The following is a 16,212-nucleotide window of genomic DNA, read 5'->3' on the forward strand; positions in this document are numbered from 1 at the left end:
GCCAAACAGATATACGGCGTGCCGCCGGGGGTGTCAAGCGCCGGTGGCGGCTCAGGGAACGACGGTCAGGGCCGGCGTCTGGCCAATGAACGAGAGGCGCTGGTGCAGGGCTGCGGTGACGAAGATCTGCTCGTCGCGGTCGACCCGCAAAACCAGGCCGATATTCATTTTCTGCGCCATTTCCCGCCAGTGGTCCGGCCCGGCAATGAAAATCGGCTTGGAGCTGGCATCGGACAGCGTGCCGGCCTTCGGGCTGGCCGGGATGACGACGGTCACCGCCTGGGTATGGTCGGCCGGGTAGCCGCTGCGCGGATCGAGCAGATGCGGGTAGCGTTTGCCGTCGACCTCGAAGAAGCGCTGATAGTCGCCGGAGGTCCCGATTGCTTCGCCGTCGTCCAGTTCGACGGTGGCGAGTGGCCCCGGCTGGCGCGGGTGCTGGATGCCGACCTTCCACTTGCGGCCTTCCTTGCTGCCGAGCGCCATGACGTTGCCGCCGATGTTGATCAGTGCGTTGTGGATGCCCTGGCTGTGCAGGATGGCCGCCGCGCGGTCGAGCGCGACGCCTTTCAGGTAGCCGCCGAAATCGAGGGCGAGCCGGCGATTGCGGCTGCTGACGGTGGTCCCGCTGATCGTCAGGTCGGCGATCGACGGCTTGCTGGCCAGCCAGCTGTCGATCTCGGCGGGCGGCGGCAATTCGGCCTTGAACTCGTCGGCCTGAAAGCCCCACAGCTTGATCAGCTGGCCGATGCCCGGGTCGAACAAATAATCGCCCTGGCGGCTGAGTTGCTGCGCCTCGCGGACCAGATCGGCCAGTTCGGGCGTCACTTGCTGCGGCCGCCCGGCGGCAATGGCCAGATTCAGCGCGGTCAGCTCGGATTGCTGCCAGGCATGGTAGGCGCGGTGCAGGCGGTCGAATTCATGCAGCACGGCGGCGATGGCCTGCCGCCCCTGTTCCGGCGCGACGCTGACGACGATGACTTCAACCCGCGTGCCGAACACATAGGCCTGCTGCTCCTGCAACGGCGTTCGGCTGCAGGCGGCCAGGCACAGCGCCGCCAACAGAATCAGGTAATGCCGCATGCGTGCTCGATGGCGGTGATGAAGGCGCCGGCGACGTCGAAACCCGTTTGCTGGCGGATTTCGACCATGCAGGTCGGGCTGGTGACGTTGATTTCGGTCAGGCTGCCGCCGATCACGTCGATGCCGACCAGCATCAGGCCGCGCTTGAACAGCAGCGGGGCGAGGGTCTCGGCAATTTCGTGGTCGCGCGGCGACAGTTCCTGAGCCACGCCGGTCCCGCCGACGGCCAGATTGCCGCGCGTTTCACCGGCCTTGGGAATGCGGGCCAGGCACCAGGGGACGACCTTGCCGCCGATCAGCAGGATGCGTTTGTCGCCCAGGCTGATTTCCGGCAGGTAGCGCTGCGCCATCACCGTGCGGGTGCCTTCGTGGGTCAGCGTTTCGATGATGACGTTGCGGTTCGGATCGTTGCGGTGAATGCGGAAAATCTGGCTGCCGCCCATGCCGTCGAGCGGCTTGAGAATGACGTCGCGGTGTTCGTCGACGAACTGCTGCAGGCGGTGCATGTCGCGGGCCACCAGCGACGGCGGGGCGAATTGCGGAAATTCGGCAATCGCCAGCTTCTCGGAGTGATCGCGCAGGGCGCGCGGCCGGTTGAAGACGCGTACCCCGTCGGCCTCGGCCCGTTCGAGCAGCCAGGTCGCGGTCAGGTACTCGAAGTCGAACGGTGGGTCCTTGCGCATGATGACCGCGTCGAAACTCTTCAGCGGCAGCCATTCCCGGCCTTTTTCCCGATACCAGTCGTGGTCGTCCGGGCGCATGTGCATATGCACCGCTTCGCCATGGACCCCGCCGAGGTGGCCGGCTTCGGTCTGCCGCCAGCCGAGTGTCGCGCAGTCGATGGTGAACACCTCATGACCGTGCTTCTCGGCCGCCCGCATCATGGCAATCGAGGAGTCCTTCCAGGCTTTCAGCTCGCCGAGCGGGTCGACGACGAAGGCCAGGCGCAGCGACTGGCTGCTACCGCCGAGGAGATGCTTTTCAAAATGTAGTTGCTGGGTCACCGGGTGGCTTTTCAGTCGTTTTCAGGGGCCGTGCGTTCGAGCTCGACGGCGGCGGCCAGACAGGCCAGACGACCGACGACGCCGTAGGCGTAAAAGCGGTTGGGCGCCGCATCCGGGTTGTTGCAGCCGTAGTCCGGCAGATTGCAGCCGGTCTCGAAAGCCAGCGGTTCGAAGTGCATGCCCGGGGCGTTGAGGTTTTCGTCCTTGCCGCGCCCGGTATGGACGCGGTAGAAGCCGCCGACGACATAGCGGTCGATCATGTAGATCACCGGCTCGGCAACGGCTTCGTTGAGCGTTTCGAAGGAATGAACGCCTTCCTGGATCAGCACTTCGCTGACCTCCAGGCCTTCCTTGACGACGCTCATCTTGTTGCGCTGCTTGCGGTTCAGGGCGATCACTTCATCGACGTTGCGCACCGTCATCACGCCCATGCCGTAGGTGCCGGCGTCGGCCTTGACGACGACGTAGGGGGTCTCGTCGATCTCGTATTCCTTGTATTTTTCCTTGACGATGTCGAGCACGGCGGCGACGTTGGCGGCCAGGCATTCCTCACCCTGGCGGTCGTGGAAATTGATGCTGCGGCAGACCGAGAAAGCCGGGTTGATGCGCCACGGATCGATGCCGATTTCCTTGGCGAAGTCGTTGGCGACCTGATCGTAGGCGGCAAAATGATTCGATTTGCGGCGCACCGCCCAACCGGCGTGCAAAGGCGGCAGGACGAACTGCTCATGCAGGTTTTTCAGGATGTCCGGGATGCCGGCCGACAGGTCGTTGTTCAACAGCACGGCGCAGGGGTCGAAGCCGTCCAGGCCGAGGCGGAATTGGCTGCGGACCAGCGGCTCGAGCAGCAGGCTCTGGCCGTTCGGCAGTTCGATCGGTGTCGGCTTGGTGATTTCCGGCAGCATCGAGCCGATGCGGACGTTCAGCCCGGTCTGGCGCAGGATGGCGGCGATCTGGGCGACGTTCTGCAGGTAGAACTGGTTGCGCGTGTGGTTTTCCGGAATCAGCAGCAAATTGCGCGCTTCCGGACAGATTTTCTCGATGGCGACCATCGCCGCCTGCACACAGAGCGGCAGGAAAGCCGGGTTGAGGTTGTTGAAGCCACCCGGGTAGAGGTTGGTGTCTACCGGCGCCAGCTTGAAGCCGGAATTGCGCAGGTCGCACGATGAATAGAACGGCGGCGTGTGTTCCTGCCATTGGGCGCGCAGCCAGCGCTCGATCTGCGTGCTGTTGGCGAGGAAACTGCGCTCGAGTTCGAGCAAGGGGCCGGTCAGGGCGGTAGTCAGGTGGGGAACCATGGGCTGTCTCGGTGCCTGGAAGGCGAGTAATTGTTGCCCGGAATGTTACACCGCAGTGCAGCAAAAAGCTGCCTTGCCGCCGTCAACCCCTTGAAAACAGGTAAAATTCGCCCCTTCGTTTTACCGTTATTTTGCAGATCGGAATCGTCGTGCTCGTCGCCGCCAATATCACCATGCAGTTCGGGGCCAAACCCCTATTCGAGAATGTTAACGTCAAATTTGGCGAAGGCTATCGCTATGGCCTGATCGGCGCCAACGGGGCGGGCAAATCCACCTTCATGAAGATCCTGTGCGGGGCGCTCGAGCCGTCGGCCGGCAATGTCTCGAAGGAAAAGCACGAGCGCATGGCCTACCTGAAGCAGGACCAGTTCGCTTACGAAGACATGCGCGTCCTCGATGTCGTGTTGATGGGCCACGAGGAAATGTGGGCCTGCATGAGCGAGCGCGATGCGATCTACGCCAATCCGGAAGCGACCGAAGACGATTACATGAAGGCCGCTGATCTCGAGCACCAATTCGGCGAGCTTGATGGTTATACCGCCGAATCGCGGGCCGGCGAACTGCTGCTCGGCGTCGGCATTCCGATCGAACAGCACAACGGTCCGATGAGCGAAGTGGCCCCCGGCTGGAAGCTGCGCGTGCTGCTCTGCCAGGCGCTGTTCGCCAATCCGGACATTCTGTTGCTCGACGAACCGACCAACAACCTCGACATCAACACCATCCGCTGGCTGGAAGACGTGCTCAACAATCGTGATTCGACGATGATCATCATCTCGCACGATCGCCACTTCCTGAATCAGGTCTGTACCCACATGGCCGACCTCGACTACGGCAAGATCACCACCTACGCCGGCAACTACGACGACTTCATGGAGGCCGCCCAGGCCGCCCGCGAGCGCCTCCAGAACGCCAACGCCAAGGCCAAGGAACGGATCGCCGAACTGCAGACCTTCGTCCGCCGCTTCTCGGCCAACGCCTCCAAGGCCAAGCAGGCAACCAGCCGCGTCAAGTTGATCGAAAAACTCAAGCCGGAAGACATGAAGCCGTCGTCCCGCCAGTACCCGTGGATTCGCTTCGATTACGACGAGAAGCAGAAGCTGCACCGCCAGGCCGTCGAGATCGAGAATGTTTCCTTCACCTACGAAGGCGGCGAGCGCAAGATCTTCAACAACCTGACGCTGACCATCAACGCCGGCGAAAAGATTGCCGTGATCGGTGAAAACGGCGTCGGCAAGACGACGCTGTTGAAGCTGCTGATGGGCGAAGTGACGCCGCAGTTCGGCACCATCAAATGGGCGGAAAAGGCCTACCCGGGCTACTACGCGCAGGACCACAGCGCCCAGTTCGCCGGCACCGAGAGCCTGACCGAATGGATCGCCGGCTACGCCCGCGCCACCATCGAAGAGGGCGGCGACCTCGAAACGCTGATCCGCGGCACGCTGGGCCGTCTGCTGTTCTCGGGCGACGAAGTGAAGAAGCCGGTCAACGTGATTTCCGGCGGCGAGCAGGGCCGCATGCTGTTCGGCAAGCTGATGCTGTCGAAACACAACGTGCTGCTGATGGACGAACCGACCAACCACCTCGACATGGAGTCGATTGAAGCATTGAACTCCGGTCTGGAGAAATTCCCCGGGACGCTGGTCTTTGTCTCACACGACCGCGAGTTCGTTTCCTCGCTGTCCACCCGCGTGCTGGAAGTGAAGAGCGATGGCCGGATCATCGACTACCTTGGTGGTTACGAGGATTACCTCGCCTCGCAAGGCGTTGAATAAATGCGATGCCCGCGTCAGCGGGCATTTTTCATGGTGATTGCGGTATTCGAATTTACTGCGGCTCGCCACCGGCCGCCAGCGTGCGGATGATCCGCACGCAATCGACGTCGGACTGGTGGTAGGCCGATTTGACGTACTCGATGTAGGCTCGCTCTTCCGACTCGGGGGCGCTGGCCAGCGTCGTCTGGTAGGCGAAACGCAGGAACAGATAGCCGGGTTCCGGCTCCTCGATGCTGATGGTCAGGCTGCCGCCGGCATGGGTTGCCGATGGCAGGATGTCGAAACGTACCGATTCGGCTTCGACCAGCGTCACGCGGTCGCGGATCGTGGCCGGGCCGAAATCCAGTTCGCGCAACAGTTCATTGGCCTGCCGTTCGAGGATGGTGCATGACTCGAGTCCGGGCAGGAACGGGGCGGGATCTTCGACCCGATAGAGCAGGCCTTGCCACAGCTGCAGGCGATTCAGGGGCGGAACCAGCGGGTTTTCCGCATCGTTGATCTGGATGAGATGTTCGAAATTCATGGCCGAATGTTAGCATTCCCGCCATGCAACTAGAACGAATCCTCCACCATCACGGCTTCGGAACCCGCAAGGGTTGCCGGGCCCTCGTCCGGCACGAAAGAGTCGCCATCAATGGCGCCATTTGTACCGATCCCTTCGCCGAAGTCGCTACCGACGGACTGGTTTTCAGCGTCGACGGCGTCGCTTGGCCCTATACCGAATTTGCCTGCGTGATGCTGCACAAGCCGCTGCATTACGAATGTTCGCGCAAGCCCAAGCACCATCCCGGCGTCCTCGAATTGCTGCCGCTGCCCTTGCGTGAGCGCGACGTGCAGCCGATCGGCCGGCTCGACGAAGACACCACCGGCCTGCTGCTGATCACCAACGACGGCCAGCTCAACCATCAACTGTCTTCGGCCAAACGCAAGGTGCCCAAGATCTATCTGGCAACGACCAAGCATCCGGTCGACCAGGCCTTGCTCGACCAATTGCTGGCCGGCGTGTTGCTTACCGACGAACCCGAGCCGATTGCCGCCGCTGCGGCCGAAAAGGTCGACGAGCACCTGTTGCGCCTGACCCTGACCAGCGGCAAGTACCATCAGGTCAAGCGGATGGTCGCGGCGGCCGGCAATCGGGTCGAGGCACTGCATCGCGAGTCGATAGGCGAACTGCAGTTGCCGGCCGATCTGCAGCCCGGTGAATGGCGCTGGCTTTCGACGGCCGACCTGCAAAAACTCGGCTATTCGGCATGACCCTGACCGAAATGCGCTACATCGTGGCGCTTGCCCGTGAGCGCCATTTCGGCAAGGCAGCCGAAGCCTGTCATGTCAGTCAGCCGACGCTGTCGGTGGCGCTGAAGAAGGTTGAGGGCCAGCTTGGCTCAGCCTTGTTCGAACGGACGGCCTCCGATGTCCGGATCACCGCTCTTGGCGAGCGCATCGTCGCGCAGGCCAAGCGCGTTCTCGAAGAAGCGGTGCGTCTCGATGAAATCGCCGATTCGACCGGCGATCCGCTGAGCGGCCAGCTGCGCGTCGGCATCATCTACAGCATCGCGCCGTACCTGTTGCCGCAGTTCATTCCGGCCCTGCATCAGCAGGCGCCGAACATGCCGCTGTTCCTCAAGGAAGATTTCACCGGCAACCTGATTCCGGCTCTCAAGGCCGGCGAACTCGACGTCATCGTCATCGCCTTGCCGTTTGCCGAGGCGGGCCTGGTCGCTCTGCCGGTTTATGAAGAGCCCTTCCGCGTTGTCGTGCCGGCCGCCCATTCCTGGAGCCAGCGCGAGGCTATTCCGGCCGATGAACTGGACGGTCAGAACCTACTGCTGCTCGGCCAGGGCAACTGTTTCCGCGATCAGGTACTGGAATCTTGTCCACGCCTGACAGCCCCGGACGGTCTGGCCAACTCGCTCGAAGGCGGTTCGCTGGAAACCATCCGCTACATGGTGGCGAGCGGCGCCGGCGTCGCCGTCATGCCGAGCACGGCGGCCGACCCGCTGATTGAGAAGGAGCCGCTGGTCAAGGTGCTGTCGTTCGCCGGAACACAGCCGTCGCGCACCGTCGGCCTGGTCTGGCGGGTGACCTTCCCGCGACCGCAGGCGATTGATGCGGTGCGGGCGGCACTGCTGTCCTGTCAGTTGCCAGGGGCGACCAGCAAGCGGTGATGTTTCACGTGGAACGGTGGGGCGGCTGACGGTCAGAGTCAGATCATGCAGCTTGCATGTAATTAATTTCTGGCTATTTGGTACTAGGCACCTTCAAGGCTTTCTCTTTGTAGCTTGATTCGTCCGCAGCACCGAGCGGCCACCCAAAGCAAAAAGCCCTCGGTGGATCGCCGAGGGCTTTTTGCTGGATGTTAGCCGACGATCAGGCTTCGGCTTTTTTCTTGGCTGGTGCCTTGGGTTTGGCGACCTTTTTCTCGAATTCGAAGCCGACCTTGCCGTCCTTGGCGACCAGATAGGCCGAGAATTTGCGGCGGGTCCGGTTGGAGACGAATTCCTTCAACAGGTCGGTCTTGCCGTCGGCCAGCAATTTCTGCATTTGCGCGGTATCGATCGGCTGTTGCAGGATGATCTTGCCGGAGCGGAAGTCGCAGGTCTTGTCCGGGCCGACCGATTTTTCGCAGACGTAGGACGTGCCATGGTCATAGACATTGGCGGCGCATTTCGGGCACTTGCCGAGACTGGTCTGGGCCGAGAAATCGACCGGCTCGGCGTCGGCCGCATCGGCCTTGTCCTGGCCAAAATCGAATTCCGGTTCCATCTTGTCGTTGAGCTTGATCGCGGCGGCGAACGTCCGGCCCATCTTGTTGCGGAAGCCGGTCAGCGGGCCGATCTGCTTGTCGGTGATCAGCGCGTCAATCTCGGCCGGCTCGAACTGGCGACCGGCGACGATCTTCCATAGCGAGTAATCGCAGCCTTCGCACTGGAATTTCTTGTAGTTCTCGCGAATCTGGCCGCCGCAACGCGGGCAGGGCGCGGTCAGCACGCCGAAATCGCCGGGGATGGTATCGCTGTCGAAGGTCTTGGCGCGCTCGACCATGTGGCGGGTCATTTCGGCGATTTCGCGCATGAATTCCTGGCGCGTGAATTCGCCTTTTTCAATGCGTCCGAGTTTCCATTCCCAGTCGCCGGTCAGTTCCGGCTGGGTCAGTTCGTTGATGCCGAGGCCGTTGAGCAGCGTCATCAGTGAAAAGGCCTTGGCAGTCGGGATCAATTCCCGACCTTCGCGGAGCATGTATTGCTCGCCGATCAGGTTTTCAATGATCTGGGCACGGGTGGCCGGGGTGCCGAGGCCGCGACCGGCCATCGCCGCCTTCAGCTCCTCGTCGTCGACCATCTTGCCAGCGCCTTCCATGGCAGAGAGCAGCGTGGCTTCCGAGTAGCGTGGTGGCGGCTTGGTTTCGTTGGCCTTGACGGTGACGTCTTCGGCCTTGACCGTTTCATCCTTGGCGACCGCGACCAGATTGCCTTCGGTGCCTTCCTGGGCTTCCTTGCCATGCACGGCCAGCCAGCCCGGATTAACCAGCACCTTGCCCTCCGTCTTGAAGGGGTGGCCTTCGACGCGGGTGATGCGGGTGGTCACCAGATATTCGGCGGCCGGGAAGAAGACGGACAGGAAGCGGCGAACGACGAAGTCGTACAGTTTCTGTTCGAGCTCGTTGAGGTTCTTCGGTGCCTGCGGCGTCGGGATGATCGCGAAGTGGTCGCTGATCTTGGCGTTATTGAAGATGCGCTTGTTCGGCAAGACCCAGTTGCGGGCCAGGATCTGGTGGGCGAACGGCGAGTAGCGGGCGAGCAGCACTTCGTCGTGACCCTTGCCGGCACCTTCTCCGGTCAGCACGGCCAAGGTTTCCTTGACGGTCGGCAGGTAGTCTTCCGGCAGGCAGCGCGAGTCGGTCCGCGGGTAGGTCAGGACCTTGTGTTTTTCGTAGAGCGACTGCGCCAGCGACAGCGTGGTCTTGGCCGAGAAGCCAAAGCGACCGTTGGCTTCGCGCTGCAGGCTGGTCAGATCGAAAAGCAGCGGTGACATCCGGGTTTCCGGCTTGGCTTCTTCGCTGACGATGCCTGGCTTGCCAAGGGTGGCGGCACGGATGGCATCCGCTTTGTTCTGTTCCCAGAGGCGGTCGGCGCGGGCGTGTTCGTCGTCTTCCTTGCCCTTGTAGCCCTCATCGAACCATTTGCCGGTGTAGTTGCCGGCCTTGGCGGCGAAGTCGGCCTCGACTTCCCAGTAGGAGCGCGGCTTGAATTCGCGGATTTTCTTTTCGCGCTCGACGACGATGGCCAGCGTCGGGGTTTGTACCCGGCCGACGGTCGTCAGGTGGAAACCGCCGGTCTTCGAGTTGAAGGCGGTCATCGCCCGCGTACCGTTGATGCCGACCAGCCAGTCCGATTCGGAGCGGCAAACGGCGGCGTCGCCCAGGCCCTGCATTTCCTGTCCATTGCGCAGACGGGTAAAGCCGTCGCGGATGGCGCCCTGGGTCATCGACTGCAGCCACAGGCGCTGGACGGGTTTGCCCGACTTGGTGTGCTGGGCGATGTAATTGAAGATCAATTCGCCCTCGCGCCCCGCGTCACAGGCATTGATCAGTGCGCTGACATCCTTGCGCTTGATCAGCTTGGCAAGAACCTTGAGGCGGGATTCGGTCTTCTCGATCGGCTTCAGCGCAAAGTGGGGCGGAATCACCGGCAGATGGGCAAAGGACCACTTGCCCCGCTTGACCTCGAACTCTTCCGGGCAGGACAGTTCCAGCAGGTGACCGACGGCCGAGGAGATTACGTGCGTCTCGCTCTCGAAATAGTCATCGTGCTTGGTAAAGCCTCCCAACGCCTTGGCGATGTCGGCGGCAACGGAAGGTTTTTCAGCGATTATCAGCTTTTTGGTCATGGATTCTGTCAGTTAGGTGCCGAGGCATGATAAGTGCGCGGCGAGCGGCTTGGCAAGCCATCAATATATATGCAGGGTTTTCAGACCAGGCGTTGGTAGCGATTGCCGGGCAGCGTGGCGATCTGGCCGGCGAGTTCGAGGGTCAGCAGTTCGGTGAGCAGGGCATCGGTGGCGAGCCGGGTGCGCTCCTGCAGATCGTCGAGGCCGCAAGGGTCGTGGCCGAGGGCGCTGAGCACGAGGTTGTCGTCCGGGACGGAGGCCGGCTCGGCAAGGTCGGTCGGTTCGGCGAAGTTGCCGAGTTCTTCCAGGATGTCCTGGGCCGTTTCGACCAGTTTTGCGCCCTGCCTGATCAATTTGTGGCAGCCGCGGGAAACCGGTGAATGGATCGAGCCGGGAATGGCAAAAACTTCGCGGCCCTGTTCGGCGGCCAGTCGGGCGGTGATCAGCGAGCCGCTTTCCGGCGCGGCTTCGACGACCAGGACACCGCGTGACAGGCCGGAAATGATCCGGTTGCGACGCGGAAAATTGGCGGCAAGGGCCGGCGTGCCGAGCGGAAATTCGGAAACGATGGCGCCGCGCTCGGCGATCGCCAGGGCTAGATCCCGGTTGCGGGCCGGATAGAGACGGTCGGCGCCGGTGCCGATGACGGCGATGGTTTCGCCATCGGCGGCGAGCGCGCCGCGGTGGGCTGCAGCGTCGATGCCGAGGGCGAGGCCGCTGATGATGCAATAGCCTTTGGCCGCGAGCGTTTTGGCGAAATTCTCGGCAGTTTGCAGGCCCTGGGGCGTTGCGTTGCGGCTACCGACCATGGCCAGGCCGGATTTCTGCAGCAGGGCAGGTTTGCCACGGACGTACAGCAGGCTGGGCGGATCGGGGATTTCGAGCAGGGCTTGCGGATAATCGGCATCGGCCAAGGTCAGAATGTGCTGGCCGGGCTGGTCGGCCCAGGCGATGCTGCGTTCGACATTTTCGCTCACCTCGGAATCGAATAGCAGGTCGGCCCGGTCGCCGATCACGCTGCGCACTGTCAGTCGCCCGGCCGCAAAAATTGCTTCGGGTAAACCGAAAGCGGCGAGAAGCTTTCGTTGCGTCTCGCCGCCGATGCCAGGGATCAGGGTCAGCCGCAACCAGGCGGCCAGCCCTTCGTATTCACTCACGGATTGCGCGCGGAGTCGCCGACGATGACCGATTTGGAGGAATCGACGACCAGTGCGTAGGCGATACCGTCAAAGACGCGGAAGACAAAGGCCAGCGCGTAGCGCTCTTCCGGGATCTGAGTTGAACTGCGCCGGCCATCGGTATCGACGTTGATCGAAACGCGGTTGCGGAAGAGGGCGAGAACGTGCCCGATTTCCAGCCCGCTGTTCTTGCCGCGGTTCAACGCCACCACCGAACTGGTGCCGCCTTCGTTGACTCCGCCGTAGATGGAGACGACTTTGGCAGCGACCTCCTGATCCGGGCGGTGCGGCACGTAGGAAATGATTTCGGGCGGCGGGGCGGGCAGCAGGCGGTCGCCGCGACCGATTTCCTGCTTGGCCTGGGTGATCTGGATGGTAGCCGGTTCGCCCGGCCTGATCAGGCGGGCATGGCCGAGGAAAAAGGCTTCGTGGGCGATGACTTCGCCGGTTTCCGGATCCTTGAGTTCCTTGCCCGGGCGGAAGACATGCCATTTCTCGACGCTGGCGTCGGGGATGCCGGAAACGAAAGCCTCGTCGCCGTTGCCGACCAGCATGCGATCTTCCTGGGTGGCGACGATGCGGGCCTTGCCGTCATGGGCGCCCGGTTCGATGACCAGTGGCTTCGAAATGAAGGGCTCAATGACATTTGGCGGAATACTGGGGATGACCTGCTGAACCGCCTGGCTGTATACCTGCGGCTGGAGCTTGCCGGTGCCCTGGTGCTGTTTGCCGAGTCGCAGTCGCGGATTGCCGCTCGACATGTCAAGGATGACGACATCGCCGGGGTAGATCAGATGCGGATTCTTGATTTCGGCCTTGTTCATCTGCCAGATTTCCGGCCAGCGCCACGGCTGCTGGAGGAATTTGCCGGAAATGCCCCACAGGGTGTCGCCGCGCACGACGATATGGCGGTCGGGCGGGTTGTCGACAAGCTTGAGCGGCTCGGCGGCGGATGCGCAAGCGGCCGTTACGGCCAGGATGAGCGCGGATATAATGCGGACCATAGTCGTAACCTCACGTGCCGGCGGAACGCGGTGCATCAGATGCTGTCTTATTTGCATCAAGCGAATCCGTTTCCATATCTCGAGAATTGCTTTAGATTCTGCACGTAATAACCTAAGCGAGCAAGCTTTTATTCCTGTCAACCTATGGCTCTTCTACCCATTTTGCGTTTCCCCGACCTTCGCCTGAAAAAGGTCGCCGTACCCGTTGTCAAAATTGACGACAGCATCCGAAAACTGGCGGCCGACATGGCTGAAACGATGTACGAAGCGCCCGGAATCGGTTTGGCCGCGACGCAGGTCGATGTGCACAAGCAACTGGTCGTTATCGATATCTCGGAAGAGAAGAACGATCTGCGCGTTTTCATCAACCCGCGACTGGAAAACTTTACCGGTTCGCAGACCGGTGAGGAGGGTTGCCTGTCGGTACCCGGCATCTACGACAAGGTCGAACGGGCCGAGCGGGTCACCGTCCATTACCTCGATCTTGAAGGCAAGGCGCAGTCGCTGACGGCCGACGGCTTGCTGGCGGTGTGTATCCAGCATGAAATCGATCATCTCAAGGGGATGGTTTTCGTCGATCATCTGTCGCAACTGAAGCAGGCGCGGATCAAGGCGAAACTGGTCAAACTGTCGCGGGTTACCGCATGAGGGTGATTTTCGCCGGGACACCGGAGTTCGCCGCGCAGGCGCTGCAGGCCATTATTCAGGCCGGTCACGAAGTGCCGTTGGTGCTGACCCAGCCCGACCGGCCGGCTGGTCGGGGCATGGTTCTGCAACCCTCGCCGGTCAAGAAACTGGCGCTGGAAAAGGCCATCGAGGTTTTTCAGCCGCTCAGCCTGAAGGATGCGGCAGCGCAGCAAAGGATCGCGGCCATTGGCGCCGACGTGATGGTGGTCGCCGCCTACGGGCTGATCCTGCCGCAGTTGGTGCTCGACATGCCCCGCTTCGGTTGTCTCAACATCCACGCCTCGTTGCTGCCGCGCTGGCGCGGTGCGGCACCGATCCAGCGGGCGCTGCTGGCCGGCGATGCACAGACCGGGGTGTGCATCATGCAGATGGAAGCCGGCCTGGATACCGGGCCGGTATTGTTGCGCAGTGCCTTCCCGATCGATTCGGCCGATACCTCGGCAACGCTGCACGACCGGTTGGCCGAACTCGGCAGCAAGTTGATCGTCGAGGCGCTGGGCCACTTGCCTCTACCCGCCGAGCCGCAACCGGCGGACGGCGTGACCTATGCCCAGAAGATCGAGAAGGCCGAGGCGCTGATCGACTGGCGGAAAAGTGCGGCCGAACTGGATCGTCACATTCGCGCTTTCAACCCCTTTCCTGGGGCTCAGGCGCTGATCGGTGGGCAGACCATCAAGCTGTGGCGGGCCAGCATGGTCGATGCGCAGGGTGAATTTGGCCGGATCCTGGCGGTCGACCGGAGTGCCATTGTTGTCGCTTGCGGCGAAGGGGCGTTGGCGATCGGTGAATTGCAGAAGGCTGGCGGCAAACGTCTGCCGGTGCAGCAATTCCTGGCCGGCAATCCACTGAAAGCGGGCGACCGTTTCGATATTCCCGGCTGACCGGTTTCAGGCGGCACCGATACTGCGCGACAACTGACTGACGGTTGGCGGCAAGGTGCCGACCATGGCCAGGCTGGGGCGTTCGCCTTCCTTCTGGTGGCGCAGGGTAAGGTAGCGCAGGCAGGTGACGCGCAGGAAGGAAGCGAAGTTCTCGACCTCGCCACGATAAGCCTCGATTTCATCGTAGAGCTTGGCGATCAGCTGGTTGGTCGTCATGCCCTCGTTGCCGGCCAGCTCGGCGAGGATGTCCCAGAACAGGTTTTCCAGCCGGATCTTGGTGACGAAGCCATGAATGCGCAGCGAACGTGAACGCGATTCGTAGAGCATCGGTTCGGCTTTGACGTAGATTTCACACATGGGTGGCCTCCTCGGTTGGCGCGGGCAGTCCGGCTAGCAGAGACTGCCCGCGCAGCATATCAAAGCGTGATGTGGGTGCCGAGTACCTGCAGGAACTTGGCCAGCCAGTCCGGGTGGGCCGGCCAGGCCGGGGCGGTAACCAGGTTGCCGTCGACATGGGCCTGATCTACCGGGATGTCGGCATACTGGCTGCCGGCCGCCTTTACTTCCGGGGCGCAGGCCGGGTAGGCGCTGCATGAGCGGCCGGCTAGTACGCCGGCTGCGGCAAGCAGTTGGGCGCCGTGGCAGATCGCGGCAATCGGCTTCCGGGTGCTGGCGAAATGCTGCACCATGGCCAGCACTTCCGGGTTCAGGCGCAGGTATTCGGGGGCGCGGCCGCCCGGGATGACCAGGGCGTCGTAGCTGTCGGCCTTGATCTCGGCAAAGCTGGCATTCAGCGTGAAATTGTGACCGGGTTTTTCGCTGTAGGTCTGATCGCCTTCGAAGTCATGGATGGCGGTACGTACCGCCTCCCCGGCTTTTTTGCCGGGGCAGACGGCATGCACCGTGTGCCCGACCATCAGCAGTGCCTGGAAAGGCACCATGGTTTCGTAATCCTCGGTGTAGTCACCGGTAATCATCAGTATTTTCTTGGCAGCCATGTTTGTCTCCATTGTTATCGATCGGCGTGCGGCGGGTGCCGGCGCCTGAGGCATTGTCTGGAGTTTTGCGGGGCGGCGGGTAGCAGCCGGTTGCTACGGCGTTTCGGGCGGAGCGCTGTCGTCGAGGACGCGTTCGCGCGCCCCGAGTTGGCCGCGTTTTACTTCGATGCGCTCGGTGCGTCCGGGGGCAAAGGCGGCGATCACTTCCCGGAACAGGGAGTGGGCGCGTGCGGTGTTGTCGCCGCTGAAATTACAGACATAGACGTCCAGCGTGACTGCCGCGATTTCCGGCCAGGTATGGATCGCCAGGTGCGATTCGGCGAGGACGACGGTGCCGGTGACGCCGGCCGCCTGGTCGTTGGCGTCGCGAAATGGATGAAAAAGGCGGCCGACGACGGTCAGTCCGTGCCGGGTGCAGGCCTCGACGCAGAGGGATTCAAGGCCGGGAGCATCGAGCAGCAGGCGCGGTGGGCAATGGCAATCGTGCAGGTCGGCGATTAACTGGATTCCGTGCATCGGGCAATTCTATGACGTTCCACGTGAAACGCGGTGGCTGACGATGGCTTCGAGCAGGCGACCGAGGCGGTAGCCTGCTTCGACGATGCGCCGGTTGGCAATATCGTGTGCCTGCTGATTGAATTCCGCGCTGATTGTCGGCAACAGGCTACCGGCCGGTTCTGGATAGGCGAGGGCGAGCAGGCGATGGCTTTCGTCCCGCCACGCCCGCACGTTGCCCTGGTCGGCCGGTGGAAAGGCCGCGATCAGGCGCGCCGCGTTTTGTGCCAGCCGCTTGCCGCGCAGCCACGGTGGGCCGGGCAGGTCGTCCCAGTAGGTGTGCAATTTGGCAAACGGCAGGCGCTTGTTGAACGGATTTTCGATTTCGACCGTATTGCCGCCTTCATCGTCATGCCGGCCGACATGCAAGGGCTGGTGAATGTCGGCGACCAGATGCAGCAGCCAGGGCAGGGCATAGGACAGTTGCTCGCGGTCGGCCGACGAGTGAAGGACTCGGCTGAGTCGTTCGATCTGACGGTCGATTTCGCCAGCCTCGGATTTGCCGTTGCGGTCGACATCGACGTAATGCCAGCGCTGGTGACGGGCCGTGTCGCCCAGGCCGGGCAAGGGCGCCGTCGCCGGCTCTCGTCCCTCGGTGTAAAAGCGCGGGTCGCGGCGAATGTCGTCCGGCCAGGTCGATGCTTCGGCGAAGATGTCCGCCGCTTCGCCGGAATGTGCCTTTTCCATCCAGCGTGGGTGGTCGGGGTGGCCGGCCAGTGCGGCGGCCACCCATTTCTGGCTGGTCGGCGACAATTGCTGCCAGGCGATCAGCGCGGTCAGCCGGTGACCGGCGGCATTCCAGGCATGGGCCAGGAGCGGGGTGAAGGCGAAACAAAGGGCAAAAATCAGTCGGTGCATTGCGACATTA

The 16,212-nt window shown here is 62.5% G+C and carries 16 protein-coding genes; 5 read left to right on the forward strand and 11 right to left on the reverse strand.

Features of this window, described 5'->3' with window-relative positions; genetic code table 11:
• Positions 1-51 precede the first annotated feature (51 nt).
• From KI611_RS00075 to gshA, 3 genes are read right to left on the reverse strand one after another with little or no spacing between them, the layout of a single operon-like run.
• Positions 52-1,080, reverse strand: coding sequence for an FAD:protein FMN transferase (locus tag KI611_RS00075; protein ID WP_226417812.1), 1,029 nt, complete (start codon positions 1,078-1,080; stop codon positions 52-54).
• Positions 1,065-2,084: a glutathione synthase gene (gene gshB, locus KI611_RS00080; protein ID WP_226417813.1), complete on the reverse strand. Its 1,020-nt coding sequence runs from the start codon at positions 2,082-2,084 to the stop codon at positions 1,065-1,067. Before gshB ends, KI611_RS00075 begins: the two co-directional genes overlap by 16 nt.
• A gap of 11 nt (positions 2,085-2,095) precedes the next feature.
• Positions 2,096-3,382: a glutamate--cysteine ligase gene (gene gshA, locus KI611_RS00085; RefSeq protein ID WP_226417814.1), complete on the reverse strand. Its 1,287-nt coding sequence runs from the start codon at positions 3,380-3,382 to the stop codon at positions 2,096-2,098.
• Positions 3,383-3,531: 149 nt separating this feature from the next.
• On the opposite strand from gshA, the gene KI611_RS00090 reads away from it, so the two are divergent.
• Positions 3,532-5,154, forward strand: a complete 1,623-nt coding sequence (locus KI611_RS00090; RefSeq protein WP_226417815.1) for an ABC-F family ATPase — start codon at positions 3,532-3,534, stop codon at positions 5,152-5,154.
• 52 nt (positions 5,155-5,206) lie between these two features.
• On the opposite strand, the gene KI611_RS00095 is transcribed toward KI611_RS00090, so the two are convergent.
• Complete coding sequence (locus KI611_RS00095; protein WP_226417816.1) at positions 5,207-5,677, reverse strand: SRPBCC family protein; 471 nt, start codon at positions 5,675-5,677, stop codon at positions 5,207-5,209.
• 23 nt (positions 5,678-5,700) lie between these two features.
• Between KI611_RS00095 and KI611_RS00100 the strand changes: the two genes are divergently transcribed.
• Together KI611_RS00100 and KI611_RS00105 are read left to right on the forward strand one after the other, a co-directional pair.
• Positions 5,701-6,408, forward strand: coding sequence for a pseudouridine synthase (locus tag KI611_RS00100; protein ID WP_226417817.1), 708 nt, complete (start codon positions 5,701-5,703; stop codon positions 6,406-6,408).
• Positions 6,405-7,319: a hydrogen peroxide-inducible genes activator gene (locus KI611_RS00105; protein WP_226417818.1), complete on the forward strand. Its 915-nt coding sequence runs from the start codon at positions 6,405-6,407 to the stop codon at positions 7,317-7,319. Before KI611_RS00100 ends, KI611_RS00105 begins: the two co-directional genes overlap by 4 nt.
• 202 nt (positions 7,320-7,521) lie before the next feature.
• Here the strand turns inward: KI611_RS00105 and KI611_RS00110 are convergent, their stop codons facing one another.
• From KI611_RS00110 to KI611_RS00120, 3 genes are all read right to left on the reverse strand, one after another.
• On the reverse strand, positions 7,522-10,041 hold the full coding sequence (locus KI611_RS00110) for a DNA topoisomerase III (RefSeq protein WP_226417819.1): 2,520 nt from the start codon (positions 10,039-10,041) through the stop codon (positions 7,522-7,524).
• Between the two features lie 80 nt (positions 10,042-10,121).
• On the reverse strand, positions 10,122-11,198 hold the full coding sequence (dprA, locus tag KI611_RS00115) for a DNA-processing protein DprA (RefSeq protein ID WP_226417820.1): 1,077 nt from the start codon (positions 11,196-11,198) through the stop codon (positions 10,122-10,124).
• Positions 11,195-12,223 (reverse strand): LysM peptidoglycan-binding domain-containing protein, encoded by a 1,029-nt coding sequence (locus KI611_RS00120; protein ID WP_226417821.1) that lies wholly within the window; start codon positions 12,221-12,223, stop codon positions 11,195-11,197. The genes dprA and KI611_RS00120 overlap by 4 nt, the downstream gene beginning before the upstream one ends.
• Before the next feature lie 144 nt (positions 12,224-12,367).
• On the opposite strand from KI611_RS00120, the gene def reads away from it, so the two are divergent.
• Both def and fmt read left to right on the forward strand, forming a co-directional pair.
• Complete coding sequence (gene def, locus KI611_RS00125; RefSeq protein ID WP_226417822.1) at positions 12,368-12,871, forward strand: peptide deformylase; 504 nt, start codon at positions 12,368-12,370, stop codon at positions 12,869-12,871.
• Entirely contained in the window at positions 12,868-13,791 is a 924-nt protein-coding gene (gene fmt / locus KI611_RS00130; RefSeq protein ID WP_226417823.1) for a methionyl-tRNA formyltransferase, read from the forward strand. The genes def and fmt overlap by 4 nt, the downstream gene beginning before the upstream one ends.
• A gap of 6 nt (positions 13,792-13,797) precedes the next feature.
• On the opposite strand, the gene KI611_RS00135 is transcribed toward fmt, so the two are convergent.
• From KI611_RS00135 to KI611_RS00150, 4 genes are all read right to left on the reverse strand, one after another.
• Positions 13,798-14,148 (reverse strand): ribbon-helix-helix domain-containing protein, encoded by a 351-nt coding sequence (locus tag KI611_RS00135; RefSeq protein ID WP_226417824.1) that lies wholly within the window; start codon positions 14,146-14,148, stop codon positions 13,798-13,800.
• A gap of 59 nt (positions 14,149-14,207) precedes the next feature.
• Positions 14,208-14,789 (reverse strand): DJ-1/PfpI family protein, encoded by a 582-nt coding sequence (locus tag KI611_RS00140; protein ID WP_226417825.1) that lies wholly within the window; start codon positions 14,787-14,789, stop codon positions 14,208-14,210.
• A gap of 93 nt (positions 14,790-14,882) precedes the next feature.
• Positions 14,883-15,305: an S-adenosylmethionine decarboxylase family protein gene (locus KI611_RS00145; protein WP_226417826.1), complete on the reverse strand. Its 423-nt coding sequence runs from the start codon at positions 15,303-15,305 to the stop codon at positions 14,883-14,885.
• A gap of 9 nt (positions 15,306-15,314) precedes the next feature.
• Positions 15,315-16,202, reverse strand: coding sequence for a S1/P1 nuclease (locus KI611_RS00150; RefSeq protein WP_226417827.1), 888 nt, complete (start codon positions 16,200-16,202; stop codon positions 15,315-15,317).
• Positions 16,203-16,212: the final 10 nt, after the last annotated feature.

The organism is Dechloromonas denitrificans (assembly GCF_020510685.1).
GTDB classification, from domain to species: domain Bacteria; phylum Pseudomonadota; class Gammaproteobacteria; order Burkholderiales; family Rhodocyclaceae; genus Azonexus; species Azonexus denitrificans_A.